25 protein-coding genes are annotated in these 24,919 nt (G+C 71.5%); 11 read left to right on the top strand and 14 right to left on the bottom strand.

The annotated features are described in order from the left end of the window. Nucleotides 1–2: 2 nt before the first annotated feature. The 5 genes from pheS to infC all read right to left on the bottom strand — a co-directional run bounded on the left by pheS (nt 3) and on the right by infC (nt 3,601). The gene (gene pheS, locus ACR2FV_RS09930; RefSeq protein WP_434015535.1) at nt 3–1,142 is read right to left on the bottom strand and encodes a phenylalanine--tRNA ligase subunit alpha; all 1,140 of its coding nucleotides are present in this window, start codon (nt 1,140–1,142) and stop codon (nt 3–5) included. 281 nt (nt 1,143–1,423) lie between these two features. Beyond that, nucleotides 1,424–2,239, bottom strand: coding sequence for a TrmH family RNA methyltransferase (locus tag ACR2FV_RS09925; protein ID WP_434015534.1), 816 nt, complete (start codon nt 2,237–2,239; stop codon nt 1,424–1,426). Nucleotides 2,240–2,276: 37 nt separating this feature from the next. Beyond that, nucleotides 2,277–2,663: a 50S ribosomal protein L20 gene (gene rplT / locus ACR2FV_RS09920; RefSeq protein WP_434015533.1), complete on the bottom strand. Its 387-nt coding sequence runs from the start codon at nt 2,661–2,663 to the stop codon at nt 2,277–2,279. Nucleotides 2,664–2,726: 63 nt separating this feature from the next. Beyond that, nucleotides 2,727–2,921 (bottom strand): 50S ribosomal protein L35, encoded by a 195-nt coding sequence (gene rpmI / locus ACR2FV_RS09915; RefSeq protein ID WP_434015532.1) that lies wholly within the window; start codon nt 2,919–2,921, stop codon nt 2,727–2,729. A gap of 110 nt (nt 2,922–3,031) precedes the next feature. After that, on the bottom strand, nt 3,032–3,601 hold the full coding sequence (infC, locus tag ACR2FV_RS09910; RefSeq protein ID WP_434015531.1) for a translation initiation factor IF-3: 570 nt from the start codon (nt 3,599–3,601) through the stop codon (nt 3,032–3,034). Nucleotides 3,602–3,969: 368 nt separating this feature from the next. Between infC and ACR2FV_RS09905 the strand changes: the two genes are divergently transcribed. The 3 genes from ACR2FV_RS09905 to ACR2FV_RS09895 are packed head-to-tail and all read left to right on the top strand — an operon-like array spanning nt 3,970 to nt 6,777. Continuing rightward, the gene (locus tag ACR2FV_RS09905) at nt 3,970–4,749 is read left to right on the top strand and encodes a methyltransferase domain-containing protein (RefSeq protein ID WP_434015530.1); all 780 of its coding nucleotides are present in this window, start codon (nt 3,970–3,972) and stop codon (nt 4,747–4,749) included. Nucleotides 4,750–4,768: 19 nt separating this feature from the next. Beyond that, complete coding sequence (locus tag ACR2FV_RS09900) at nt 4,769–5,239, top strand: Fur family transcriptional regulator (RefSeq protein ID WP_434015529.1); 471 nt, start codon at nt 4,769–4,771, stop codon at nt 5,237–5,239. Next, nucleotides 5,236–6,777 (top strand): catalase, encoded by a 1,542-nt coding sequence (locus tag ACR2FV_RS09895; RefSeq protein ID WP_434015528.1) that lies wholly within the window; start codon nt 5,236–5,238, stop codon nt 6,775–6,777. The genes ACR2FV_RS09900 and ACR2FV_RS09895 overlap by 4 nt, the downstream gene beginning before the upstream one ends. Nucleotides 6,778–6,850: 73 nt before the next feature. Here ACR2FV_RS09895 and ACR2FV_RS09890 read toward each other — a convergent pair whose 3' ends face one another. From ACR2FV_RS09890 to ACR2FV_RS09870, 5 genes are read right to left on the bottom strand one after another with little or no spacing between them, the layout of a single operon-like run. Continuing rightward, nucleotides 6,851–7,666: an SseB family protein gene (locus ACR2FV_RS09890; RefSeq protein ID WP_434015527.1), complete on the bottom strand. Its 816-nt coding sequence runs from the start codon at nt 7,664–7,666 to the stop codon at nt 6,851–6,853. Continuing rightward, a complete protein-coding gene (locus tag ACR2FV_RS09885; RefSeq protein ID WP_434015526.1) occupies nt 7,663–8,367 on the bottom strand; it encodes a HisA/HisF-related TIM barrel protein in 705 nt (234 codons plus the stop codon). The genes ACR2FV_RS09890 and ACR2FV_RS09885 overlap by 4 nt, the downstream gene beginning before the upstream one ends. After that, nucleotides 8,364–9,008, bottom strand: a complete 645-nt coding sequence (locus ACR2FV_RS09880) for a hypothetical protein (protein WP_434015525.1) — start codon at nt 9,006–9,008, stop codon at nt 8,364–8,366. Before ACR2FV_RS09880 ends, ACR2FV_RS09885 begins: the two co-directional genes overlap by 4 nt. 9 nt (nt 9,009–9,017) lie before the next feature. Next, entirely contained in the window at nt 9,018–12,035 is a 3,018-nt protein-coding gene (locus ACR2FV_RS09875) for a bifunctional [glutamine synthetase] adenylyltransferase/[glutamine synthetase]-adenylyl-L-tyrosine phosphorylase (protein ID WP_434015524.1), read from the bottom strand. Continuing rightward, nucleotides 12,032–13,369 (bottom strand): glutamine synthetase family protein, encoded by a 1,338-nt coding sequence (locus ACR2FV_RS09870; RefSeq protein ID WP_434015523.1) that lies wholly within the window; start codon nt 13,367–13,369, stop codon nt 12,032–12,034. Before ACR2FV_RS09870 ends, ACR2FV_RS09875 begins: the two co-directional genes overlap by 4 nt. A 62-nt stretch (nt 13,370–13,431) precedes the next feature. Between ACR2FV_RS09870 and ACR2FV_RS09865 the strand changes: the two genes are divergently transcribed. Then, a complete protein-coding gene (locus tag ACR2FV_RS09865) occupies nt 13,432–15,477 on the top strand; it encodes an NAD(+) synthase (protein ID WP_434015522.1) in 2,046 nt (681 codons plus the stop codon). A 26-nt stretch (nt 15,478–15,503) separates the two neighbouring features. Here ACR2FV_RS09865 and ACR2FV_RS09860 read toward each other — a convergent pair whose 3' ends face one another. Continuing rightward, nucleotides 15,504–15,845: an MGMT family protein gene (locus ACR2FV_RS09860; protein ID WP_434015521.1), complete on the bottom strand. Its 342-nt coding sequence runs from the start codon at nt 15,843–15,845 to the stop codon at nt 15,504–15,506. A 58-nt stretch (nt 15,846–15,903) separates the two neighbouring features. Here ACR2FV_RS09860 and ACR2FV_RS09855 point away from each other — a divergent pair, with 58 nt between their 5' ends. Together ACR2FV_RS09855 and ACR2FV_RS09850 are read left to right on the top strand one after the other, a co-directional pair. Beyond that, a complete protein-coding gene (locus tag ACR2FV_RS09855; RefSeq protein ID WP_434015520.1) occupies nt 15,904–16,905 on the top strand; it encodes a TIGR03557 family F420-dependent LLM class oxidoreductase in 1,002 nt (333 codons plus the stop codon). Continuing rightward, the gene (locus ACR2FV_RS09850) at nt 16,902–17,525 is read left to right on the top strand and encodes a class I SAM-dependent methyltransferase (RefSeq protein ID WP_434015519.1); all 624 of its coding nucleotides are present in this window, start codon (nt 16,902–16,904) and stop codon (nt 17,523–17,525) included. The genes ACR2FV_RS09855 and ACR2FV_RS09850 overlap by 4 nt, the downstream gene beginning before the upstream one ends. 6 nt (nt 17,526–17,531) lie before the next feature. Here ACR2FV_RS09850 and ACR2FV_RS09845 read toward each other — a convergent pair whose 3' ends face one another. After that, nucleotides 17,532–17,732 (bottom strand): methionine aminopeptidase, encoded by a 201-nt coding sequence (locus ACR2FV_RS09845; protein ID WP_434015518.1) that lies wholly within the window; start codon nt 17,730–17,732, stop codon nt 17,532–17,534. 42 nt (nt 17,733–17,774) lie between these two features. On the opposite strand from ACR2FV_RS09845, the gene map reads away from it, so the two are divergent. The 3 genes from map to ACR2FV_RS09830 all read left to right on the top strand — a co-directional run bounded on the left by map (nt 17,775) and on the right by ACR2FV_RS09830 (nt 20,651). Next, complete coding sequence (map, locus tag ACR2FV_RS09840) at nt 17,775–18,638, top strand: type I methionyl aminopeptidase (protein ID WP_434015517.1); 864 nt, start codon at nt 17,775–17,777, stop codon at nt 18,636–18,638. Between the two features lie 42 nt (nt 18,639–18,680). Then, the gene (gene ppgK, locus ACR2FV_RS09835; protein WP_434015516.1) at nt 18,681–19,445 is read left to right on the top strand and encodes a polyphosphate--glucose phosphotransferase; all 765 of its coding nucleotides are present in this window, start codon (nt 18,681–18,683) and stop codon (nt 19,443–19,445) included. Between the two features lie 264 nt (nt 19,446–19,709). After that, nucleotides 19,710–20,651 carry a type IV toxin-antitoxin system AbiEi family antitoxin domain-containing protein gene (locus ACR2FV_RS09830; protein WP_434015515.1) on the top strand — a complete coding sequence of 314 codons (942 nt, stop codon included), beginning with the start codon at nt 19,710–19,712 and terminating at the stop codon, nt 20,649–20,651. 203 nt (nt 20,652–20,854) lie between these two features. Here the strand turns inward: ACR2FV_RS09830 and ACR2FV_RS09825 are convergent, their stop codons facing one another. Next, nucleotides 20,855–22,312, bottom strand: a complete 1,458-nt coding sequence (locus tag ACR2FV_RS09825) for a GuaB1 family IMP dehydrogenase-related protein (RefSeq protein ID WP_434015536.1) — start codon at nt 22,310–22,312, stop codon at nt 20,855–20,857. 75 nt (nt 22,313–22,387) lie between these two features. On the opposite strand from ACR2FV_RS09825, the gene ACR2FV_RS09820 reads away from it, so the two are divergent. Then, nucleotides 22,388–23,059 (top strand): MBL fold metallo-hydrolase, encoded by a 672-nt coding sequence (locus tag ACR2FV_RS09820; RefSeq protein ID WP_434015514.1) that lies wholly within the window; start codon nt 22,388–22,390, stop codon nt 23,057–23,059. Between the two features lies 1 nt (nt 23,060). After that, nucleotides 23,061–23,564 carry a nitroreductase family deazaflavin-dependent oxidoreductase gene (locus ACR2FV_RS09815; protein ID WP_434015513.1) on the top strand — a complete coding sequence of 168 codons (504 nt, stop codon included), beginning with the start codon at nt 23,061–23,063 and terminating at the stop codon, nt 23,562–23,564. On the opposite strand, the gene ACR2FV_RS09810 is transcribed toward ACR2FV_RS09815, so the two are convergent. Continuing rightward, the gene (locus ACR2FV_RS09810; RefSeq protein WP_434015512.1) at nt 23,522–24,616 is read right to left on the bottom strand and encodes a VIT1/CCC1 transporter family protein; all 1,095 of its coding nucleotides are present in this window, start codon (nt 24,614–24,616) and stop codon (nt 23,522–23,524) included. The two genes, ACR2FV_RS09815 and ACR2FV_RS09810, sit on opposite strands and share 43 nt — an antisense overlap. Nucleotides 24,617–24,919: the final 303 nt, after the last annotated feature.

The raw sequence follows: 24,919 nt of genomic DNA, 5'->3' as shown, positions 1-24,919 counted from the left end.
CGTCAGACCTCCATCCCGAACTGCTGCGAGAAGCGGATGTCGCCCTCGACGATGTCCCTCATGTCGGTCACGCCGGAGCGCAGCTGGAGGGCGCGCTCGATGCCGAGGCCGAAGGCGAACCCGGTGTAGACGTCGGGGTCGATGCCACAGGCCGCCAGCACCTTGCGGTTGACCATGCCGGACCCGCCGAGCTCGATCCAGCCCGAGCCACCGCAGGTGCGGCAGGCCACCCACGAGCCCGACGCGCCGGGGGTCCCGGAGGTGTCCTCGACGCGGCCCTCCCCATGGCAGGCGAAGCACACGAAGTCGGTCTCCATCGAGGGCTCCGTGAAGGGGAAGTAGGAGGCCCGCACCCGCGTCCGGGTGCCCTCGCCGAACATCACCGTGACGAAGTGGTCGATCGCGCCGCGCAGGTGGGCCATCGTCAGCCCCTTGTCGACGGCCAGCGCCTCGATCTGGTGGAAGACCGGGGTATGCGTGGCGTCCAGCTCGTCGGTGCGGAACGTCTTGCCCGGCACCGCGACATACAGCGGGACACCCCGATCGAGCAGTGAGCGCGCCTGGACGGGGGAGGTGTGCGTGCGCAGCACGAGGCCCGCGTCACCGGGCTCGACGAAGAAGGTGTCCTGCATCTGTCTCGCCGGGTGGTCCTTGTCGAAGTTGAGCGCGTCGAAGTTGAGCCACTCGGCCTCGACGCCGGGGCCCTCGGCGATCTCCCAGCCCATCCCGACCATGACGTCGGCCATCCGCTCGGCCGTCAGGGTGAGCGGGTGCCGCCGGCCCAACGGGTGACGCCCGGAGGCCGCGCTGAGATCCAGCGCCTCCTCCACGAGGATCCGCTCGTCGCGCTCGGCCTCCAGCTCGCCCTGGCGGGCGGCGAGAGCCTGGTTGACCGTGCCGCGGGCCTGCCCGACCCGCTTGCCGGCCTCGGCCTTGGCACTGGGGGGCAACGCGCCGATCTCACGGTTGGCCAGCGCGAGCGGCGACCGCTCCGCGGCGTGCGCGAGGCGGGCAACCTTGAGCTGCTCCAGGGTGCGGGCGGCCCGGATCGCGGCAAGGGCGTCGGCGACGCTGCGCTCGATCGAGGCCGGGTCGAGGGCGGAACCCTCGACGGGGTCGTCGCTCGGGTGGGGTGCGGACACGCGCGCCAGTCTAGGCAGCAAGCCGCCAACTTCTCGACGCAGTTTCTCCACCCCCAGCCACTTGAGGCCACCTCCAGCGTCATACATGGCGCTGTAGGTCGACTTTGTGGCTCGGGGTGGCGAGACCATCCCGGGTGAGGCCCAGGAGTGGGCGCAAGATCTATCTGGATGAGCTCCCCCGAATCACCCGGTCGCACCGTGCGTTCATCGAGGCGGTGAGCCATGGCTGACGCCACCACCTACGCGGTGGGCGCATCACGTTGCCCAGACGCGGGCGTGGGTCAGCCGTTGTGACGGGCAGCGGACGAGGCGTGCAGGCACACGGTCGCGGCCATCGCCAGGTTGAGCGACTCGGCTCGCACGATCGGCACCGAGACCACCTCGTCGCACAGGGCCAGGGTCGTCCGCTCCAGCCCCCATGCCTCGTTGCCGAGGACCCAGGCGTGCGGGCCCGACAGGTCGACCGCCGGCAGCGCGGTGTCACCGGCGCCGTCCGCTGCGAGCAGGCGCAACCCGGCGTCCCGGCAGATGCTGAGCAGCTCGCTCAGCGGGGTTCCGGTGCTGATCGGCAGGTGGAACAGCGAGCCGACACTGGAGCGCACCACCTTGGGGTTGTTGATGTCGACGCTGGCGGTGCTGACCAGCACGGCAGCGGCGCCGAAGGCGTCGGCGCCGCGGATGACGGTGCCCGCGTTGCCCGGGTCGCGGACGTTGGCCAGCACCACGACGAAGTCGTCCGGGCCCAGGTCGGCGAGCACCTGCTCTGCCGTGACATGCATCCGGGTGGCCACGGCCAGGACACCCTGTGGGTGCGAGGTGTCGGCCATCTCGGCCAGCACCTGCTCGGTGCTCCGCTGCAGGTGCACCCCGGCAGCACGGGCCAGCTCCTCCATCTCGGTATGCCGTGCCGCCGCCTCGGGGGTGAGGTAGACCGCCTCGGCCCGGTGCCCCGCATGCCGGAGCAGCTCGCGCACCCCCTGCGGCCCTTCGACCAGGAACCGGTCGTGCCGGTCACGGGCAGCACGACGCCCCAGGGCCCGGATCGAGCCGACCCGGTCGCTGCGAGGGTTGTCCAGCAACGGCGGGTCAGCACTCAATGGTCGATCCCAGGGCCTGGGGCGTCGGACACCGCGCTCAGGCGGCGGAGGAGTCGCCGGAGGGCTGCGCCGGGACGTTGTCCTTGGCGAGCTGGACCAGGGTGGCGAAGGCAGCCTCGTCCTGCACGGCCAGCTCGGCGAGCATGCGACGGTCGACCTCGACGTCAGCGGCCTTCAGGCCCTGGATGAAGCGGTTGTAGGTCATGCCGTGGGCTCGGGCACCGGCGTTGATGCGCTGGATCCAGAGCCGGCGGAAGTCCCCCTTGCGGGCTCGGCGGTCGTTGTAGCTGTAGACCAGCGAGTGGGTGACCTGCTCCTTGGCCTTGCGGTAGAGCCGCGAACGCTGCCCGCGATAGCCGCTGGCGCGCTCGAGGACGACCCGGCGCTTCTTATGGGCGTTGACCGCCCGCTTCACGCGTGCCACGTGAGTACTCCTGTCGATCGGTGGGGTAGTGGGAGGGTGCCGGTGAGGCCGTGCGTGCTGCGGTCAGCGACCGAGCAGCTTCTTGACCTTCCGGGTGTCCGCGGCGCCCACGACGGTGTCGTTGGCCAGCCGTCGGGCGGCGCTGGAGCTGCGCTCCTGGAACTTGTGGACGTGCCGGGCGCGCTGGCGCATGATCTTGCCCGAACCGGTCACCCGGAACCGCTTCTTGGCCCCGCTGTGCGTCTTCATCTTCGGCATCTGCCGGTCTCCTTGCTGTCGTGCCGGGCGTGGCCCGGCTCTGCTTCGGTGCGTGCTGTGAACCGGCGGTGCGCGCCGGGATGGCGCCGCTGCGGTGGGGTGTTGCTGGCTCAGCCCGTCGAGACCTCGGAGGACTCCGGGGCGGCGGCCTCGTCGTCGTCAGGCTCCGCTGCGCGCTCGGCGTCGCGGCGCTTCTGGTTGCGCACCTCGGTCTTCTTCTTGGCCGGCCCCAGGACCATCACCATGTTGCGTCCGTCCTGCTTGGGCGCGCTCTCGACGAAGCCGAGCTCGGCGACGTCCTCGGCGAGCCGCTGAAGCAGCCGGAAGCCGAGCTCGGGCCGGGACTGCTCCCGCCCGCGGAACATGATGGTGACCTTGACCTTGTCGCCGCCCTTGAGGAAGCGGACGACGTGGCCCTTCTTGGTGCCGTAGTCGTGCGCGTCGATCTTGGGGCGGAGCTTGATCTCCTTGATCACGGTGTTGACCTGGTTCTTGCGGGCCTCCCGCGCCTTCATGGCGGCTTCGTACTTGTACTTGCCGAAGTCCATGAGCTTGGCGACCGGGGGCCGAGCCATCGGGGCCACCTCGACGAGGTCGAGGTCGGCCTCGGCGGCCAGGCGCAGCGCGTCCTCGACGCGCACGATCCCGACCTGCTCACCGTTGGGGCCAACCAACCGCACTTCCGGGACCCGGATGCGGTCGTTGATGCGAGGATCGCTGATGTGGATGCTCCTTCGTCATGTCGGATGTGCCGACCCCCGGGCACGGAAAAGGCCTCCCGGCACGGGGTGCATGGGAGGCCTGAGCTGAGCGCGAGGGAAACTCCGACGATATGCCGTCGCCCGCCGAATCGTGTGGGTCACGTCCGGTCCCTCGCACCGCTGACCCGGCGACCTGGGCGGTCGGCGCGGGTGGAGACTCAGGGCCTCGCTTGCACCGCATCCCACAGCCGTCACCGGCCGTCGGACACGTAGTCTGTGGACAGGCTATCAGCCCTGCCCCGGTGGACGAAGTCACCGAGTCGGTCGGCAAGAGGGGGAGGCGAGTCGTGAGCAGCTCGCCTGATTCGTGGGATCCGCGACGCTACCTCACCTACGCCGACGAACGGGGTCGTCCGTTCGTCGACCTGCTGGCCCGCATACCTGCCGAGCAGGTCCGCCGGGTGCTCGACCTCGGGTGCGGGCCCGGCACCCTCACCGCACTGCTCGCCCAGCGGTGGCCGGGAGCCGAGGTCGTGGGAGTGGACTCCTCGCCGGAGATGATCGCGGCGGCCGCGCAGGTGCCGGGTCCGAGGTTCGTGCTCGGCGACCTGCGCACCTGGACGACGCCGGAGCCGGTGGACGTGCTCATCACCAACGCCGCTCTGCAGTGGGTCCCCGGACACCTGCAGCTGCTGCCCCGGCTGGTTGCCCAAGTCCGCCCCGGTGGCTGGCTGGGACTGCAGGTGCCGGGCAACCACGACGAGCCGAGTCACACGATCCGGCGCGAGCTGGCCGCCGAGGAGCCGTATGCCGCGCACACGGCAGGCGTCGGGGCACCGCTCTCCCACGACCCGCAGACCTACCTCGAGACCCTCTCCGCACTGGGCTGCACCGTGGACGCGTGGGAGACGACCTACCTGCACGTGCTGCAGGGCGCCGACCCCGTCTTTGCGTGGGTGTCCGGTACCGGTGCCCGGCCCACCCTGCAGGCTCTGCCGGAGGGCCTGCGCCCGCGCTTCGAAGCGGAGTTCCGGCAGCGGCTCGCCCGGGCCTATCCCCCGCGACCCGAAGGGGTCCTGCTGCCGTTCCGGCGCGTGTTCGCCGTCGCCCGGAGACCGCATACTTGAGTCATTCCAGAATGCGTGGTTGGGTGAGCCTGTGACCATCGGCACCACGAGCAGCCGCGACGCCCTGCGGGGGGCCGGCCTGCGGGTGACCCTTCCCCGCGGAGCCGTGCTGGACAGCGTGCGTGCCGACCCGCATGCCGATGTGGAGAGCCTGACCCGCGCCGCGCGCGACCGGCTGGGCTCGGTGTCGGTGCAGGCCGTCTACGACGTGCTCCGGGTGTTGAGCGAGGCCAGGCTGATCCGCCGGGTGGAGCCGGCCGGCTCACCGGCCCGCTACGAGATCGAGCGCGGCGACAACCACCACCACCTCACCTGCCGCACCTGCGGAGTGCTCGTCGACGTGCCCTGCGCGACCGGTGAGCCCCCCTGTGTGCAACCGCCGTCGGTGCATGGATTCACCCTGCACGAGGCCGAGATCATCTACTGGGGCCAGTGCCCCGCCTGCCAGAACAACACCGCACAGACCACCACCCGAGGAGAGATGACATGACCGACCAGCCCACCCCCACGTCGGCGCCCGGCACCGGCTCGACGACCGACACCGGCTCCCCCGCGCCGAGTGACCGCAACAGCCTCACGATGGGCGCCGACGGCCCGATCCTGCTGCACGACGTGCACTTCCTGAACCAGATGGCGCACTTCAACCGCGAGCGCGTGCCGGAGCGCAACGTGCACGCCAAGGGCGGTGGCGCGTTCGGGGTCTTCGAGACCACCGAGGACGTCAGCGCCTACACCAAGGCCGGGCTCTTCCAGTCGGGTGTGCGCACCGAGATGCTGGCCCGCTTCAGCACCGTCGCCGGTGAGCAGGGCTCCCCCGACACCTGGCGCGACCCCCGCGGGTTCTCGCTGAAGTTCTACACGACGGAGGGCAACTACGACCTGGTCGGCAACAACACCCCGGTCTTCTTCGTCCGCGACACGATGAAGTTCCCGCACTTCATCCGGTCGCAGAAGCGCCGCGGCGGCAATGGACTGCGCGACAACCACATGCAGTGGGACTTCTGGGGCCTCAACCCCGAGTCGGCGCACCAGGTGACCTACCTGATGGGCGACCGCGGCATCCCCGCCTCGTGGCGCACCATGAACGGCTACGGCTCGCACACCTACCTGTGGATCAACGAGGCCGGTGAGAAGTCGTGGGTGAAGTACCACTTCCACAGCGACCAGGGTGTGCACGGGCTGAGCGGCGAGGAGGCCACCCGCATCGCGGGGGAGGACGCCGACTTCCACCGCCGCGACCTCTATGACGCCATCGAGGGGGGCAACCACCCGAGCTGGACCCTGCACGTGCAGGTCATGCCGTACCAGGACGCCAAGACCTACCACCTCAACCCCTTCGACCTGACCAAGGTCTGGCCGCACGAGGACTACCCGCTGATCAAGGTCGGCACGATGACCCTTGACCGCAACCCGGACAACTTCTTCGCCCAGATCGAGCAGGCCGCCTTCGAGCCCTCCGCGCTGGTCCCGGGCATCGGCTTCTCCCCCGACAAGATGCTGCTGGGCCGAGCCTTCGCGTATGCCGACACGCACCGGCACCGCATCGGCCCCAACTACCTGCAGCTGCCGGTCAACCAGCCGAAGAACGCGCAGCACCACAACACCTACACCTTCGACGGTGCGATGTCCTACCAGCACAGCGGCGACGCCCCCGTCTACGCGCCCAACAGCGAGGGCCGCGGGTATGCCGACCAGACCGGTGAGATGGAGGAGTCCTGGGAGGCCGACGGCGCCATGGTGCGTCAGGCCTACACGCTGCGTCCGGACGACGACGACTTCACCCAGGCCGGCAACCTGGTGCGCGAGGTGTGGGACGACCAGCAGCGGGCCGACTTCGTCGACACCGTCGCCGGTCACCTGCTCGGCGGCGTCAAGGGCGACGTGCTCGAGCGCGCCTTCGGCTACTGGAAGAACGTCGACGAGGACACCGGGGCCCGGATCGAGGCCAAGGTGCGCGAGGGCGTCGGCGCCGCCAACCCGGGCGGCGAGGACGAGCAGGCCATGGCGGAGGCCGGCATCTCCCGCTGACCTGACGACCGTTGTGCGCGCGGACGCACCCTGCGCAACCCCCAGTCGCGCGCACAACGGTGGGTGCGACGCGTCAGTCCTCGCGCAGGGTGAAGCTCAGCGCGTCGATGCGCGCGCGCACCTCCCCGTCCGCGGCCAACCGCTCGCCGACCCGGGTGACCAGGGCCTGCACCTCGTCGCGGCGGAGCCCCGGGCCCAGGGTGAGGGTGACCTGCAGCGCGCCGTGCGAGCCCGCGGCCAAGGTGTATGCCGTGGCCGCGTTCTCGACGGTCAACGCAGCTGCCACCGCCGAGTCCACGGCGGAGTCGAGGTGCGCGGGCTGCCAGGGCCGGTCCATGGCCAAGGCCCAGACCATCGAGGACCGTAGGGCATAGCCGCCGCGACCGGCCCCGTGCTCCGAGCCGAGGTCGAGCAGCACGGTGCCACAGCTCTCCTGTACGGCTGCCAGCGCGGCACGCTGCGCCGTCACCGGCACCGGTCGGGCCGTCGAGTCCCAGGCGGCCAAGGCCGAGAGGCTGGTGAACGCCGGCAACGCCCGGGCGCCGTCCGGGGCGACCAGGGTCACGGCTGCCATGTCGCTGCTGGCATCGGCGCGGAGTCCGCTCGGGGTTCCCGCCCCCGGCTCGCCGTGCGAAGCACCGCTCGCCTCGCTGACAGCGACCGTCTCGCCCGGCAGCGCGACCACCGGCACGAGCAGGCGTGCCCGGCTGACCGCCCCCACCAGGGCGATCTCGTCCGAGGGGTCGGCCAAGACGCGCAGCAGTGCCGGGTCGGCGCTGCCGGAGTCGCCGTCGAAGCCCGGGCCGGTCAGGGTGCGCCCCGCCCACGGCACGCCCGCGGTGGCGTGCCCCTGCTGCGGGTCGTGCCCGGTGAAGCGTCCGCCGCTCACCGGGCCGCCACCAGCGCCTCGCCGAGTGTGAACGTGCCGTGGTACAGCGCGGCCCCCAGGATCGCGGCGGTGACCCCGCTGCCGGTCAGCGCACGCAGCGCGCGGATGTCACCGAGGTCGCGCACACCACCGGATGCGACGACCGGTGACCCCAGCCGCTGCGCCACCTCGCGGAAGAGGTCCGCGTCGACCCCGGTGCGCGCTCCGTCCCGGGAGGCGTCGGCGACCACGAAGGTCGCCGCCGGCAGACCGGACAGGCTGCGCAAGACGTCATCGACCTCCCCGATCCGCACGTCGACCCCGCGCGCGACCACGGCGCCACCCTGCACGTCGATCCCGACCGCGATCCGCTCGCCGTGCCGTCGCACGGTCGCCCACACCCACTCCAGGTCGAGCAGGGCCGTACTGGCCAGGTTGACCCGTGCGGCTCCGGTGGCCAGGGCTACCTCGAGGCTCTCCTGGTCCGCGATCCCCCCGGAGACCTGCACCGGCACCGGCGACTCCCGCACCAACCGGGTCAGCACCGCTGCGTTGTCGCCCCCGGTCCGACGGGCCCGGTCGAGATCCACCAGGTGCAGCCAGGTCGCCCCAGCCTGCGCCCACGCCTGTGCGATCGCGCGTGGGTCGGCCACGCCGGAGACGACCTGCGCGGCCCGCCCACCCGCGACGTCGATCGCGGGGAGCAAGGTGAGCGACGTCATACCTCTGCGCCGAGCTCACGCCGCAGCAGCACGGCGTCGCGCACGGCGTCCTCGAAGTAGCCGACCTCCCTCCGATCGGGCAGCAGGACACGAGCGCCGGGGAGGTCCTGGGCTGCCCGGGGGGCCGCCAGCAGGTGGGCACCGGGCAGCCCGAGTATGTCGAGCACCGCCTGGAGCAGCCGCACCGGCGGGTGGTGCAACTCGGCCAGCATCGCCGTGAGCTCGGCGCGGGAGCCACCACCGGCCGCAGCAACGACCGGGCGCGCGGACGCCCGCTCGATGCCGGGCGGGCGCAGGACCCCGTGTTCAGGATCCCAGACCACCCAGCTGACCTGCCTGCGCCGGTGCCGCGACTGGACGGTGAGCACGGCGCGCTCGCCGATCAGCCAGCAGCCCAGGGTCGGAGCCGCCCGCACCGGCGCCGGTCGGGCGGCGCACAGCGTGGCAGCGTCGTCATAGGGAGCCCGGACCGCCGGGCGATCCTGCGGAACCAGCACCGTGCGCTCCCCCAGGGGTGCGACGACGACCGGCACCACTCCACGGGCCGCCCAGTCGGCGACCTCCTCCACCGGACCCGCCGTGAGCAGGAGGCCCTGCGTCACGGCTGCAGGACGGCTGCCGGGCCGCTCGGTCGGAGTCACCGGGCCATCCTACGAACGGCGCAGGCGGTACGAGCGACTCGGGCGGGCGGGCAGGTCCTGGCCGTAGAACCGGCGCTCGACGACCATCCGGCTGCGGCGGGCCTGACGTCGCCACTCCCCCGCCAGCTCGCCTCCGTGCCCTGCTCCACGACCCAGGATCCGGGCCATCCCGTCGGCGTCCCGGTGGTTGCTCGGGACCGAGTCCACCGGCCGTCCCCGCCAGACCACCCCGACGTCGCGCAGCCGGGAGGCCAGGGCCCAGGCCTGCCGCAGCACCTGCGCGTCGCCGGGTGTGACCAGCTCGGCCTCGACCGCCGCCTGCAGGGCAGGAAGGGTGCCGGTCGTGCGCAGTCCCGGGAGGCGGTGGGCGTGCTGCAGCTGCAGCAGCTGCACGACCCACTCCACGTCGGTGAGCCCACCCATCCCGAGCTTGAGATGGGTGCGCGGGTCGGCTCCGCGGGGCAGTCGCTCCGCCTCCATCCGCGCCTTCAGCTTGCGCAGGTCGCGCAGCGCGGCGTTGCTCAGGCCGGCCTCCGGCCAGCGCAGCGGGTCGATCACCTCGACGAAGTCCGTCGCCAGCTCCGCGGAGCCGGCGATGACCCGGGCCCGCAGCAGCGCCTGGGACTCCCAGCCGGCGGACCAGCGGGCGTAGTAGGCCTGGTAGGAGTCGAAGCTGCGCACCAGGGGACCGGCGCGGCCCTCGGGGCGCAGCCCGGCGTCCAGCTCCAGCGTGGGGTCCGGCCCGTGGCCACCCAACCCCTTGCGCAGCTCCGCGATGACGTCTGCCGCCTGCTGGCCGTGGTCCGCTCCGGACGATCCTGACTCCGCTGCCGATGAGTCGGCCCGGTAGCAGTACTGGACGTCCGCGTCGCTGCTGTAGCCCAGCTCGCGGCCGCCAAGACGGCCCATCCCCACGATCACGATCTCGACCGACAGAGGGTGCCCGCGCCGTTCGGTCACGACCCGTCGGGCGACGTCCAGACCGGCGGCCAGGTAGACGTCGGTCAGGTCGGTCAGCGCCAGCCGCACGGTGGCCTCCGGCACCTCACCGACGAGGTCACCGAGCACGACCCGGACGAGCTCGCGCGCGCGCACCGACCGGACGGTCGCGAAGCCGTCCACGCCGGCGTCGTGCCGCTGCACGGCCGCCGCCATCCGGGCCTCCAGCGCCTCCCTCGACAGGGGCGTCAGGCCGGCGGTGTCGCCGAGCAGCGCCACGGTCTCCGGCGACTTGATCAGCAGATCCACGGCATACCGGCTGGTCGAGAGCACCTTCGCCAGGCGCTGCGCGGCACTGCCCTCGTCCCGCAGCATGCCCAGGTACCAGTGAGTGGAGCCCAGCGCGTCGCTGATCTGCCGGAACGCCAGCAGCCCGGCGTCGGGGTCGGCACCGTCGGCGAACCAGCCGAGCATCACCGGCAGCAGGGTGCGCTGGATGGTAGCCCGCCGGGAGACGCCGGAGGTGAGCGCCTCCAGGTGGCTCATCGCTCCGGCGGGGTCCCGGAAGCCCAGGGCCGCCAGCCGGGTCCGAGCCGCCTCCGGCGACAGCCGTTGATGGTCGGCGCTCAGCCGGGCCACCGCGACCAGCAGCGGACGATAGAAGAGCCGCTCGTGCAGACGTCGCACCTCCCGCTGCTCGGAGCGCCAACGCGTCTCGATGCTGCGACCCGGCTCACCCCGCTCCCCCAAAGAGCGGCCCAGCCGGCGCAGGTCCAGCTCGCCGGTCGGCATCAGATGGCTGCGCCTCATCTTGTGCAGCTGCACCCGGTGCTCCAGCACGCGCAGCAGACGGTAGGCCTGGTCCAGGGCCGCGGCGTCGCTGCGGCCGACGTAGCCGCCGTCGCGCAGCGACTGCAGCGCCTCCAGGGTGGTGCCCGAGCGCAGCGACTCGTCGGCGCGGCCGTGCACCAGCTGCAGCAGCTGGATGCTGAACTCGATGTCGCGCAACCCCCCCGGACCGAGCTTGAGCTGTCGATCCGCCTCACCGGGGGCGACGCTGTCCTCGACCCTGCGTCGCATCGCCTGCACGTCCTCGACGAAGCCCTCCCGGTGCCCCGCCTCCCAGACCAGCGGCGAGACCATGTCGAGCCACTCCTGCCCGACCCCGGCGTCCCCGGCGATCACCCGGGCCTTGAGCAGGGCCTGGAACTCCCAGGTCTTGGCCCACCGTTGGTAGTACTCCCGGTGCGAAGTCAGCGAGCGCACCAGGGGCCCGTCCTTGCCCTCCGGTCGCAGGGCGGTGTCCACGGGCCACAGCGACCCCTCGCCGGTCGCTTGTCCACAGATCCGCATCACGGCGCTGGCCACCCGGGTCGCCGTCTGCAACGCGAGGGCCTCCTCGACACCGTCGGCGGGGGCGGCGAGGAAGATCACGTCGACGTCGCTGACGTAGTTGAGCTCGCACCCGCCGCACTTGCCCATCCCGACGACCGAGACGCGGCAGGCGCCCGAGCCCTCCACCTCGGCGCAGGCCAGGTGCAGAGCGGCCTGGACCGCACTGCCGGCCAGCTCAGCCAGCGCGGCGGCCGCGGCGGGAAGGGCCGCCAGGGGGTCGTCCGCGGTCAGGTCGGCGACCGCAACCCGAAGCAGCTGCCTGCGGTAGGCCACCCGCAAGGCGTCGGCGCCCGCGCGCCCGGTGAGGCCGCGCACCGCCGCCACTACCGCGGCGGGATCCGGGGCAGCAGCATCCGCGACATCGCGCAGGTGCTCGGGATGCTTGACCAGGTGGTCGGTCAGGGCGGTCGAGGCACCCAGCACCGCAAGGACGCGTCGCCGAGACACCCCCTCCCGGGACAGCACGTCGGCCGCGCCTTCGTCGCGCTCCACCAGCCGGACCAGGGCCAGGGCGGCCTCGTTGGGGTCGGCCACCGCCCCCAGGTCAGCGACCAGGGCACCCTCGTCGGTGTCGGCTCGCAGATGGTCCAGCGCCGTGGCGATCAGGCTGCTGGCGCGGCGGGTCTGCACGAAGCCGGCGCGGGCCAGCGCGGCCACCGCCGTCGCGGTGTCCCCGGCACTGCGCTCGCTCACAATCGCACCAGGTAGCGATCCAGCTCGAAGGTCGTGACCTGCGACCGGTAGTCCGACCACTCCTGCCACTTGTTGCGAAGGAAGAAGTCGAACATCTGCTCGCCGAGCGTCTCGGCGACCAGCTCGCTCTCCTCCATGACAGCCACGGCCTCGCCCAGCGACTGGGGCAACGGCGCGATGCCCATCGCCCGGCGCTCCCCGTCGGTCAGCGCCCAGACGTCGTCCTCCGCCTCGTCGGGCAGGTCATAGCCCTCCTCGATGCCCTTCAACCCGGCGGTCAGCACCAGCGCGTAGGCGAGGTAGGGGTTGCAGGCCGAGTCGATCGAGCGGATCTCCAGGCGCCGCGAGTGCGGGTTGCCGATGGAGTACATCGGGACCCGGAGCAGGGCGCTGCGGTTGTTGTGCCCCCAGCACACGTGGGCCGGTGCCTCGCCGCCACCCCACAGCCGCTTGTAGGAGTTGACCCACTGGTTGGTCACCGCGCTGATCTCCCGGGCGTGCCGCAGCACCCCGGCCGCGAACCGGCGCCCGGTCTGGCTGATCTCGTAGTCGGCGGACGGCTCGTAGAACGCGTTGTTGTCACCCTCGAACAGGGACACGTGCGTGTGCATCCCGGACCCCGGCTGGCCCGCGAGGGGCTTGGGCATGAAGCTGGCCAAGGCGCCGTTCTGCAGCGCCACCTCCCGCACCACCGTGCGGAAGGTCATGATGTTGTCGGCCATCGACAGCGCGTCGGCGTAGCGCAGGTCGATCTCGTTCTGACCCGGCCCGCCCTCGTGGTGGCTGAACTCCACCGAGATGCCCATCTCCTCGAGCATGGTGATCGCTGCCCGCCGGAAGTCATGGCCGTCGCCGCGGGCCACATGGTCGAAGTAGCCGGCCTGGTCCACTGGGATCGGCACCGTGCCCGGCTCGTAGGGCTCCTTGAACAGGTAGAACTCGATCTCCGGGTGGGTGTAGAAGGTGAAGCCCCGGTCCGTCGCGATGTCCAGCGACCGCCGCAGGACGTGCCGCGAGTCGGTCATCGAGGGCGTGCCGTCCGGCATCCGGATGTCGGCGAACATCCGCGCCGTCCCGGGGTTGTCGCCCCGCCAGGGCAGCACCTGGAAGGTGGCGGCGTCGGGCTGCACGACCATGTCGGCTTCGTAGACCCGGGTGAACCCCTCGATGGCGCTGCCGTCGAAGCCGATGCCCTCGGTGAAGGCCTGCTCCAGCTCGGCCGGTGCCACGGCCACGGACTTCAGGGCGCCGAGGATGTCGGCGAACCACAGCCGCACGAAGCGGACGTCGCGTTCTTCGATGGTGCGGAGCACGAACTCCTGCTGACGGTCCATGCCCGCCATCCTGCCGTATGCCGTCACCGGCGGGGAGGGGACGGGGCTGCGACAATGCGCGGGTGGAGTTCGTCAGTGCCTACGACCAGGGGTTCGCCCGGGTGGCCGCGTGCACGCTGCCGCTGGCCATCGCCGACCCCGCGACCAACGCGGAGCGCACCCTGGCCCAGGCTCGGGCCTGCCACGAGGAGTCCGTCGCCGTGGCCGTCTTCCCCGAGCTCGGACTCAGCGGCTACGCCATCGACGACCTGTTGCTGCAGGACCCGGTCCTCGACGCCGTGCTGGCCGGTCTGGACGTCATCGTGCAGGCCAGCGCCGACCTGCTCCCCGTCCTGGTCGTCGGGGCACCCCTGCGGCACGGCCTGTCGCTCTACAACTGCGCGGTGGTGATCCACCGGGGCCGGGTCCTCGGGGTAGCGCCCAAGTCCTACCTGCCCAACTACCGCGAGTTCTACGAGCCGCGGCACTTCGCGGCGGGCGCGGACCTGCACGGCGCCACCCTGCGGATCGGCGACACCGACGTGCCGTTCGGTCCCGACCTGATCTTCACGGCGACCGATGTGCCCGGCCTGGCACTGCACGTCGAGGTGTGCGAGGACGCGTGGGTGCCGGTGCCGCCCAGCGCGCAGGCCGTGCTGGCCGGAGCGACCGTGGTGGCCAACATCTCCGGCAGCCCGATCAACATCGGCAAGTCGGCGCAGCGGCACGCGTTGTGCGCCCAGGCCAGCGCCCGCCAGCTGTGCGCCTACGTCTACACCTCCGCCGGGGAGGGCGAGTCGACGACGGACCTGGCCTGGGACGGACAGTCCATGGTGCACGAGCTCGGCGTGCTGCTGGCGGAGTCGGAGCGCTTCGCCCAGGGGCCGCACCGCTGCGTGGCCGACGTCGACCTGGAGCGCATCCGGGCCGACCGGGTGCGGATGGGCACGTTCGCGGACAACGCGCGGTCCCGGGCCGGGCGAGCGACCCCCTTCCGGACGGTCGAGTTCACCCTGGCGCCACCGCATACCGACATCGGACTGCTGCGCGAGGTGGACCGCTTCCCGTTCCTGCCCAACGACCCGGTCCAGCTCGCACAGGACTGCTACGAGGCCTACAGCATCCAGGTCGCCGGGCTGGAGCGGCGGCTCACCGCAATCGGCGACCCCAAGGTCGTCCTCGGGGTGTCCGGGGGCCTGGACTCCACCCACGCTTTGATCGTCGCGGCGCGCGCGATGGACCGGCTCGGGCGACCACGCAGCGACATCCTGGCCTACACCCTGCCCGGGTTCGCCACCTCAGAGCAGACCAAGACCCACGCCACCGCGCTGTCCCGTGCGCTGGGCGTGAGCTTCGAGGAGATCGACATCACCCCGGCCGCCCGGCAGATGCTGGGCGACCTGGGCCACCCGTTCGCCGCCGGCGAACCCGCATACGACGTCACCTTCGAGAACGTCCAGGCCGGGTTGCGCACCGACTACCTGTTCCGGCTGGCAGGCCACCACGGCGGCATCGTGCTCGGCACCGGCGACCTGTCCGAGCTGGCGCTGGGCTGGTGCACCTACGGCGTCGGCGACCAGATGTCGCACTACACGGTCAACTCCGGTGTGCCCAAGACGCTGATCCAGCACCTGATCCGGTGGGTGATCGACTCCGCGCAGTTCGAGGACGAGGTCGGCGAGCTGCTGCAGGCGGTCCTGGACACCGAGATCAGCCCCGAGCTGGTGCCGGCGGGTGAGGACGAGCAGCCGCAGAGCACGCAGGCCGTGATCGGGCCCTACGAGCTGCAGGACTTCCACCTGCACCATGTGATCCGGTGGGGGTTCCGGCCCAGCCGCATCGCTTTCCTGGCCTGGCACGCCTGGCACGACGTGGAGGGCGGGGCCTGGCCGCCGGGGTTCCCGGACGAGCGGCGGCACGCCTATGACCTGGCCACGATCCGGGGGTGGCTGGAGGTGTTCTTGCAGCGATTCTTCGGCTTCAGCCAGTTCAAGCGGTCGGCGCTACCCAACGGTCCCAAGGTCTCCACGGCGGGCGCGCTCTCGCCGCGGGGCGACTGGCGGGCGCCGTCCGACGGCAACGCCGCGGCCTGGCTGGCCGAACTGCACGCCCACGTCCCCGAGGCCTGAGGCCTGAGGCCTCGGAGACGTGGGCGTCACTCGGGTGGCAGGTTTGCCACAGCCTTGCGGTATGCCGTGTCCAGGTCCGCAAGGTCGGCCCGGTAGTCGGCGATCCGGCAACCGAGCCCGTTGGCCTTGACCGCGATCCCCTCGGCAGCCCAACGCGGCCTCGCCCGCGTGAGCAGGTCGCCGCCGAAGTCGCCGTCTCGGCTCACTACCCGCCACCACGGCACGTCGGAGCCGAAGCGGCGCAGCACGTTGCCGACGTGTCGCGGCCCGATGCCGACCAGAGCAGCGATGTCACCGTAGGAGACCACCCGGCCCGGCGGGATCTGCTCGACGGCGCGCAGCACGTGCTCGGCCAGCAGGTCATCCACCCGGCCAGGCTACCGACGCGCCCCCAGCCGGCCGCGCACACGGCATACGCTGGAGGTCATGAGCGACCTGACGATCGGCTACGCCGCGATGCTGGAGCAGTTCCACCCCACCGAGGCGGTCGCGCTCACCGCATACGCCGAGGAGCACGGCTTCTCCGGCTGCATGGCGGCCGACCACTTCGCGCCGTGGGTGCCCCAGCAGGGCCAGGCGGCGTTCGTCTGGAACGTGCTGACCGCGGTCGGCGAGCGCACCACCGGAGACCTGGGCCCGGGCGTGGTCTGCCCCAGCTTCCGTTGGCACCCGGCGATGGTCGCCCAGGCCGCTGCCACCCTGGAGGCGATGTATCCGGGCCGGTCCTGGCTCGGCGTCGGCGCCGGCGAGGCGCTCAACGAACACGTCGTCGGCGGCTACTGGCCCGAGGCCGGCGAGCGCTCCCGGAGGATGTTCGAGGCGGTCGAGCTGATCAACAAGCTGTATGCCGGGTCGCTGGCCGGCAAGGACGTCAAACACGCCGGTGAGTTCTTCACGATGGAGACCACCCGGATCTGGACGATGCCCGAGCAGGCCCCGCCGATCCTGGTCGCCACCGCCGGGCCGCTCAACGCCAAGAAGACCGGGCGGCTGGCCGACGGCATCATCACCGTCGGCGCCCCGCTGGACAAGATCGAGATGCTGTTCGGCAAGTTCGCCGAGGGCGCCCGCGAGGCCGGCAAGAACCCGGACACGATGCCGCGAGTGCTGCAGGTGCACCTGTCCTGGGCGCCGACGGATGAGGAGGCGCTGCGCAACGCCGTGACCGAGTGGCCCAACGGGGGGATGAAGTTCGCCAAGGCCGACATCCGCTCCCCGCATGACTTCGCCGCCATGGCGGCGCTGGTCCGTGCGGAGGACTTCGAGGGTCGGATGGTCATCTCCAGCGACCCCGACGAGCACCGCGCGCACCTGCAGCAGTACGTCGATCTCGGCTTCGACCGGATCTACCTGCACAACGTGGGCCGCAACCAGCGGGAGTGGATCGAGGTCTTCGGCGAGCAGGTGCTGCCCAAGCTGAGCCGGTGAGCACCCGCTGGCAGGACCTCGCCGACGACGAGCAGGTCGCCGGCTACGACCGCCGGATGGCCGACAACCTGGAGCAGGTCCGCACCGCCGGGGGCAGCGTGCACGCCGAGGCCGACCTGGTCGCGCGCTTGGTGCCGGCCGGCAGCGGCGTGCTCGACGCCGGCTGCGGCACCGGCCGGATCACCTGGCCGCTCGCCGATCTCGGCTACCGGGTCACCGGGGTCGACAACGACCCTCGGATGCTGGAGATCGCCCGCCGACGCACCGGCCCCGCTGACTCGCCCGAGCCGACGTGGGTGCAGGCCGACGTCACGACATACCACGGTGCACCGGTCGACCTGGTCCTGGCAGCGGGCAACCTGCTGCCGCTGCTCGCGCAGGGCAGCCTGCCGGACGCGGTCCGGTCACTGACCGCGCTGCTCGAGCCCGGTGGCCTGCTGCTCGCCGGCTACGGTCTGGACAGCGAGCACCTCCCCGGCGGCTGCCCGGTGACGCCGCTGGATGCGATCGAGCGGGCGTATGCCGATGCCGGGCTGTCGCTGCGGGCCCGGTGGGGCACCTGGGAGGGCGGCCCCTTCACCGGGGAGTATGCGGTCGACGTGTTGCTCCGCGGACTCTGAGGCGCCTCAGGACGAGTCCTTGTCGTCCCAGCCGTCGTCCTTGCGGTTCTGCTCGTCCCACTCTGCGGTGCGCTCGGCCGCCTTGGCCAGCGCCTGATCCGCCTCGGCGTGCGTGTCGTAGGGGCCCATCAGCTGCGCGGCCCGGGCCCGCTTGGGGTCGTCGTGCGCCTCGACCTCGTGGCTGTCGACGTTGAACCAATACTGCATCCGATCCTCCTGGTGGGTGGGGCGACACCTAGACTTCACCGCATGCCGACCGCCTCCGCAACTCTGTCCCCCGGCCGGGTCTCCGAGCGCCGCGACGTGCCCAGCTCCATCGCCCGTCCGGAGTATGTCGGCCGTCCCGGGCCGACGCCGTTCACCGGGTCGGAGGTCAAGAGCGCCGAGGTGATCGAGGCCATGCGGGTGGCCGGCCGGGTCGCCGCGCAGGCCCTGGGCGAGTGTGGCCGGGTCATCGCGCCCGGGGTGAGCACCGATGAGGTCGACCGGATCGGCCACGAGTTCCTGCTCGACCACGGCGCCTACCCCTCGACCTTGGGCTACCGCGGCTTCCCCAAGTCGCTGTGCACGTCGGTCAACGAGGTGATCTGCCACGGGATCCCCGACGACCGGCCGCTGGCCGAGGGTGACCTGTGCAACGTCGACGTCACGGCATACCTGGGTGGGGTGCACGGCGACAACAACGCGACGTTTTTGGTCGGGGAGGTCGACGAGCAGTCCCGGCTGCTGGTGGAGCGCACGCAGGAGGCGCTGGCCAGGGCGATCCGCGCGGCTCGACCCGGGCGGGCGGTCAACGTGATCGGCCGGGTGATCGAGTCCTACGCCAAGCGGTTCGGCTACGGCGTGGTGCGCGACTACACCGGGCACGGCGTGGGTGAGGCCTTCCACTCCGGGCTGGTCATCCCGCACTACGACGCGGCGCCCGACTACGGGACGGTGATCGAGCCGGGGATGACGTTCACCATCGAGCCGATGCTCAACCTGGGGACCCCGGACTGGCGCGAATGGCCCGACGGGTGGACGATCGTGACCGCGGACGGCGCCCGCTCGGCGCAGTTCGAGCACACCATCCTGATCACCGAGAGCGGCCCGGAGATCCTGACCCTGCCCTGACCGGCCGCGACTTCGCATCGACGACGACGTCCAGGAGGAAGCATGGCCAAGAAGCACGTGCTCGGTATCGACATCGGCGGCTCGGGCATCAAAGGTGCCCCCGTCGACCTCGACGAGGGCGAGTTCGCCACCGACCGCAAGCGCATCGACACCCCGAAGGAGTCGACCCCCGAGGCGGTTGCCGAGATCGTGGCACAGATCGTCGACGACTTCTCCAAGGACATCGACAAGTCCTCCCCGGTGGGCATCACGGTGCCTGCGGTCGTGCACCACGGCACCGTGCGCAGCGCCGCCAACATCGACAAGTCCTGGATCGGCAGCGACGCGGAGTCGATGTTCAGCGCAGCCATCGGCCGACCGGTGATCGTGGTCAACGACGCGGACGCGGCCGGTGCAGCGGAGATGCACTACGGCGCCGGCCGGGGCAACGAAGGCACCGTGCTGGTGGCCACCCTGGGCACCGGGATCGGCACAGCGATGTTCCTCGGTGGCGAGCTGCTGCCCAACACCGAGCTCGGCCACCTGCACCTCGACGGCAACGACGACATCGAGACCTGGGCCGCCAACAGCGTCCGGGAGAAGGAGGACCTGTCCTGGGAGGAGTGGGCAGAGCGGCTGCAGCGCTACTTCGGGCACATCGAGGACCTGCTCTGGCCCGACCTGATCGTCATCGGCGGTGGCGTCTCCAAGAAGAGCGACAAGTACGTGCCGTACCTGCACCTGCGCGCCCCGATCGTGCCGGCGCAGCTGCGCAACGACGCCGGCATCATCGGCGCGGCCTGGTTGGCCAGCCACCACCGCTCCTGACCTCCTCGCCACCCACACGTCGGCCGCCGAGCCGCCCCCGCCGCCAAGACCCTCGCCTTCGGCGCAGGCCATCGGCTTAAGTGCAGAACATCGCGCTACAGAGCGATGCTCTGCACCTTGGGCAATCCTCTGGATAGCAAGCGCTGTGCTGAGACACCCCAAGACGTCGATGTCACCCCGGCCGTCACCGAGCGCCGACATCGTTGTCCACCGGCTGCAGAGCGCGTTCAGCGCGGAGGCCTGCAGGAGGGCCATGCTGAGCCGATGGACTCCGCTTTACGCCTCTTGATGGACAGCCGCCGCCACGTCATCACGGCGGCTGCGGCGACCGAGCTCGGCGTCTCGCCGCGTGATCTTCGCGCACTGGTCGCCAAGGGCGAGCTCTTCCGACGGTGCAGAGGCGCGTATGTCGACGGTGCGGCCTTCCGCGCTGCTTCGTCCGAGGAGCAACACTGCTTCCGGGCCCGTGGCGTGCTTGCGCTGCTTCCGAGCGGGTTCGCGCTGAGCCATCATTCCACCGCCGCTGCCTGGTCACTTCCCTGGCTCGGCGCCATTCCTCGGCGGGTACATCTGGTGCGGGAGGGTCCGGGACAGCATCGGCGGAGCACAACCCACACCATTCATCGCAGTCTTCCATCGGTGCGCCTCCAGGACCGCGACGGGCTGCGGGTCATCGAGCCGGCTTATGCCATCTTGGGGATCGCTGCCGAGAACGGTCTGCGGCAAACTGTCGCCGTCCTGGATGCTGGGCTGCATACCGGCCTGGTCGCCTCCAGCCGAATCGAGGAGATGCTTGGCGTCTGCCCTGGCTGGCCCGGTCACGAAGTGGTGACGGCGGCGACGGCTCTCACCGATCCCGAGGCCGAATCCCCCGGTGAGTCGCTCACCCGGCTGCTGTTGCGCAGCCTGGGCTACTCCGTCCGATCCCAGGTGGAGATCCGCGCCACAAGCCCGGAGTTCAGCGCACGGGTCGACTTCCTGTTGGAGTTCTACCCTGTGGTCATCGAGTTCGACGGACTGAAGAAGTATGCCGCCGCCGACGGGTCTGCCGATCACGGGGCGTTGGTGCGTGCGAAGGCCCGTGAGGATCGACTGCGCGCCCTCGGCTACGAGGTGGTCCGGCTGGTGTGGGCGGACCTCAAGCAACCGGAGAGAGTCCGAGAGCTCCTGGAGGCCGCGTGCCGCCGGGCCACCAAGGTCGCCTGAGATCCCAGCCCTGCGACGGGCCGGGCGCGGCATGCCGCCGGTCATCCGTGGTCGCCTCAGACGCACAGGATCGCCTCCCTGACAGAACATCGCGCTATAGAGTGATGGTCTGTCACGCGGCCGACCGTCTGCACCGAGGCCGACCGTCTGCGTTGAGCGCGAGGGGCTATGCCGAAGGGGCCGCCCGCCGCCGCCGGGTCAGGTCACCAGGAGGTGTGGCGGGGCCGGCCTTCGTCGTAGCCTGCAGCCCCCTGGATGCCGACCACGGCCCGGGAGTGGAAGTCGCCGATGGTTTGCGCCCCGGCATACGTGCACGCGCTGCGCACACCCGACACGATCTGGTCGATCACGTCCTCCACACCGGGACGCTCGGGGTCCAGGTACATCTTGGAGGAGGAGATGCCCTCCTCGAACAACGCGGACCGCGCCCGGTCGAAGGCGGACAGGTCGCGGGTGCGCCGGCTCACCGCCCGCGCCGAGGCCATCCCGAAGCTCTCCTTGTAGTACCGACCGTCCGGGTCGCGCATCAGGTCCCCGGGCGACTCGTAGGTCCCCGCGAACCAGGACCCGATCATCACCGACGCAGCACCGGCGGCCAACGCGAGCGCCACGTCACGGGGGTGCTTCACGCCGCCGTCGGCCCAGACCTGCGCGCCCCCTTCCTTGGCGGCAGCCGCGCACTCCAGCACTGCGGAGAACTGCGGACGACCGACCCCCGTCATCATCCGGGTGGTGCACATCGCCCCCGGGCCGACGCCGACCTTGACGATGTCGGCACCCGCCTGCGCCAGGTCCAGGGCCCCCTCGGCCGCCACGACGTTGCCGGCGACGACCGGCACCCGGCGCCCGCTCTGCCCGGCGTGGGCGTCGCGAGCCGCGACCACGCTCGGCAGCACCTCCAGCATCTTGTCCTGGTGCCCGTGCGCGGTGTCGACCACCACGACGTCGACCCCGGCGTCCAGCAGCCCGTGGGCCTTGCCCGCCACGTCACCGTTGATGCCGACGGCCGCACCGACCAGCAGCCGACCCTGCGAGTCCACGGCGGGCCGATAGATCGCCGAGCGCAGCAGGCCGGTGCGGGTCACCATGCCCAGCAGTCGGTCGTCCTGCACCACCGGGGCCAGCGCGACCCGCGCCGTCTCCAGCTGCTCGAACGCCTCCCGCACCTCGACCGCGGCACCGACCGTCAGCACCAGCTCGGACATCACGTCGCCTACCCGGGCGAACCGGTCGACCTCAGCACACTCGCCCTCGGTCACCGTCCCGACCGGACGCCCGTCCTCGACGACGATCGCGGCCCGATGCGCCCGCTTGCCCAGCACCGACAACAGCTGGGCCACCGGGGCGCCGGGGCGGATCGTGATCGGAGTCTCGAACACCGGGTGCGAGCCCTTCACCTCCGCCACGGTCGAGTCGACCGCCGCGACGGGGATGTCCTGCGGCAGGATCACCACACCGCCCCTTCTCGCCACGGTCTCCGCCATTCGGCGGCCAGCAACGGCGGTCATGTTGGCCACGACCAACGGCAGCGACGTGCCGACCCCGTCGGGCGTGCTCAGGTCGACGTCCAGCCGCGAGGTGACGCCGGAGCGCGCGGGCACCATGAAGACGTCGTTGTAGGTCAGGTCGTGTGTCGGCGCCAGGCCGTTGAGGAACTCCACGGGCGACCATGCTACGGCCGCGACCACCGGGCCGGGAGCCGAGCACCCGGCCAGCGCACGGCATACGGTGGCGGTATGCAGATCACCCACCTGGGCCACTCGTGCCTGCTGATCGAGGCTGCCGGGAGCCGGGTGCTCATCGACCCCGGCACGTTCTCCGACGCCGGGCACGTCCGCGACCTCGACGCGATCCTCGTCACCCACCAGCATCCCGACCACGTCGACCCCGCCGCCCTGCCGCAGCTGCTGGCCGACAACCCGGCGGTCCAGCTGTGCCTCGAGGCGGGCGCCGCCGACACCGTCGCCGCGGCCGAGCCGCAGCTGGGCGAGCAGATCAGCCGTATGCAGCGCGGCTCAGCCATCGAGCTCGGTGACCTCCGGGTGACCCCGGTGGGCGAGCGGCACGCGCTCATCCACGACTTCGTGCCGCGGATCGACAACCTGGGCCTGGTCGTGCAGGCCGAGGGCGAGCCCACGCTCTTCCACCCGGGGGACGCGCTGGACGCGCAGGACGACGCACTGCAGCAGGTCGACCTGCTCTGCGTCCCGGTCAACGCACCCTGGGCCCGGGTCGCCGACACCGTGAGCTTCGCCCGGCGGATCGCGCCGGGCCGGGTGATCCCGATCCACGACAGGCTGCTCAACGACACCGGGCGCACCATGTATCTGGGACACATCGAGCGGTTCGGCGCCGAGGGCGGCCTCGAGGTTCTCGATCTGCGGGACCGAGGGCCTGTCGAGTTCTGAGATGGGCCTCGCCTCGCGGATCCTGCACCACCGGCGGCTGATGCGCAGCCCGTTGTTGCTTCGCCGGCTGGGCGCGGACCGACTGCTGGGCTCCCGGCTGGTGCTGCTGGAGCACCGTGGCCGCACCTCCGGTCTGCTGCGCCAGGTGGTCCTGGAGGTGGTCGACCGGCCCGACGTGCGGACCTGGCGGGTGGTCTCGGGTCTGGGCAGGTCCTCCCACTGGTTCCGCAACATCACGACCGACCCGCGGATCCGGGTCACCTCCGGCGCGGTCAAGCATCGCCCGGGGCGAGCGGTGGTCCTCGGGCCGGACCACCCGCAGGCCACGCTCGATCGGTATGCCGCGGTGCACCCGCACGCGTGGGCGCGCCTGCAGCCGGTGCTCCAAGAACGGGCATGGCCCGGCCAAGCCTTGAGCGAGGTCATTCCGGTGGTCGACCTCGTGCTCGACGCCGATGCGCGTCAGCCGATGCCGCCGGCTCCGAAGGCCAGCCCCAGCAGGTAGGTCGCAGCGGCCGCACCGAAGCCGATGGCGAGCTGCCGCAGCCCGCGCCGCAGCGGCGAGGCCCCGGACAGCAGGCCGACGACGCCGCCGGTCAGCAGCAGCGCGATCCCGACCAGCACGGCTGCGGTCGCCAGCGCCGCCACGCCGCCGAGCCCGAACAGATAGGGCAGCACCGGGATCGACGCACCGGAGGCGAAGAAGCAGAAGCTGGAGATGGCCGCGCCCCACGGGCTGCCGACCGCTTCGTGCTCGTCCACGTCGGCCTCCGTGGCCGGCACGGCCCCCGTAGGCACCGACCCGCCGTTCCTGGTCTGGTCCAGCACGTCCGCGGCCCGCTCCCGGGCTTCCGGCTCGGCCATGCCCCGGGCGCGGTAGACCAGCGCGAGCTCGTTGACGTCGACGTCGAGGTCCTCCAGGGCCTGCTCGGCGTGAGCGGCCGGCTGGGAGGCGGCGAGCAGCTCCCGGGCCGAGCGCACCGAGATGTACTCCCCCGCCCCCATCGACAAGGCCCCGGCGAGCAGCCCGGCCATCCCGGCGGCCAGCACGACACCCGCCGAGACCCCCGTCGCACTCATCCCCATAACCAGGGCGAGGTTGGAGACCAGCCCGTCGTTGGCGCCGAACACCGCGGCGCGGAAGTTGCCGGACAGCTGCGCTCGTCCCCGCGCGGCCAGGCCGCGCAGCACCTCCTCGTGGATCGCCTCGTCGGCGGCCATCGAGCGGGCCGCGTCCTGGTCGGCCTCATAAGGCGTGTCGGCCTCGGCCCGTTGCACCAGTGCCAGGACGAAGACCCAGCCGAAGCGCCCGGCCAGCGCGGTCCACACCCGGTGCTGCAGGCTGGGGCGCGGGGCGGGGTGCGCGTGCTGACCGAGCAGGCTCACCCAGTGCTCGGCGTGCCGCTCCTCGGCGTCCGCGAGCTCGGTGAGGATGGCCCGCTCCTCCCCCTCGCGATGCTGCGCCAGCCGCCGCAACACGGCGGTCGTGCCGCGTTCCTCCGCTAGGTGTCCCCGCCATCGTCGTATGTCGTCGCTGGTGGGCTGCGAGATCGTCACGCCCCGAGGGTAGGAGGGGCTACGGGAGCGTGCCAGCAAGCACAGGCTGGCCTCACCCTCGGGGCGGATCAACCGGTCAGGTCGATGACCACGACGGCCGGACTGGCCGGCGGGCGTGGATGAGTCGACCGATACGCCGGGTAACGGCACGCCGATTCTGTGACCAGCAGCTATGTCACGGTTCTGGCCTGTGACCTGCACTTTTACCGTTGGTAGCCGTTGACGAGCGCGGTGGGGATATGGGCCTGTTGCGGACTTTCTGCGGACTGTGTGCGGACTGACGCACCCCCAGACGTTGAGCCG

The sequence above is a fragment of the Ornithinimicrobium sp. genome (genome assembly GCF_051004135.1).
Lineage (GTDB): Bacteria > Actinomycetota > Actinomycetes > Actinomycetales > Dermatophilaceae > Ornithinicoccus.
The sequence above is the reverse complement of the archived record's forward strand: the minus strand, read 5'-3'. Positions and strand labels throughout refer to the sequence as shown.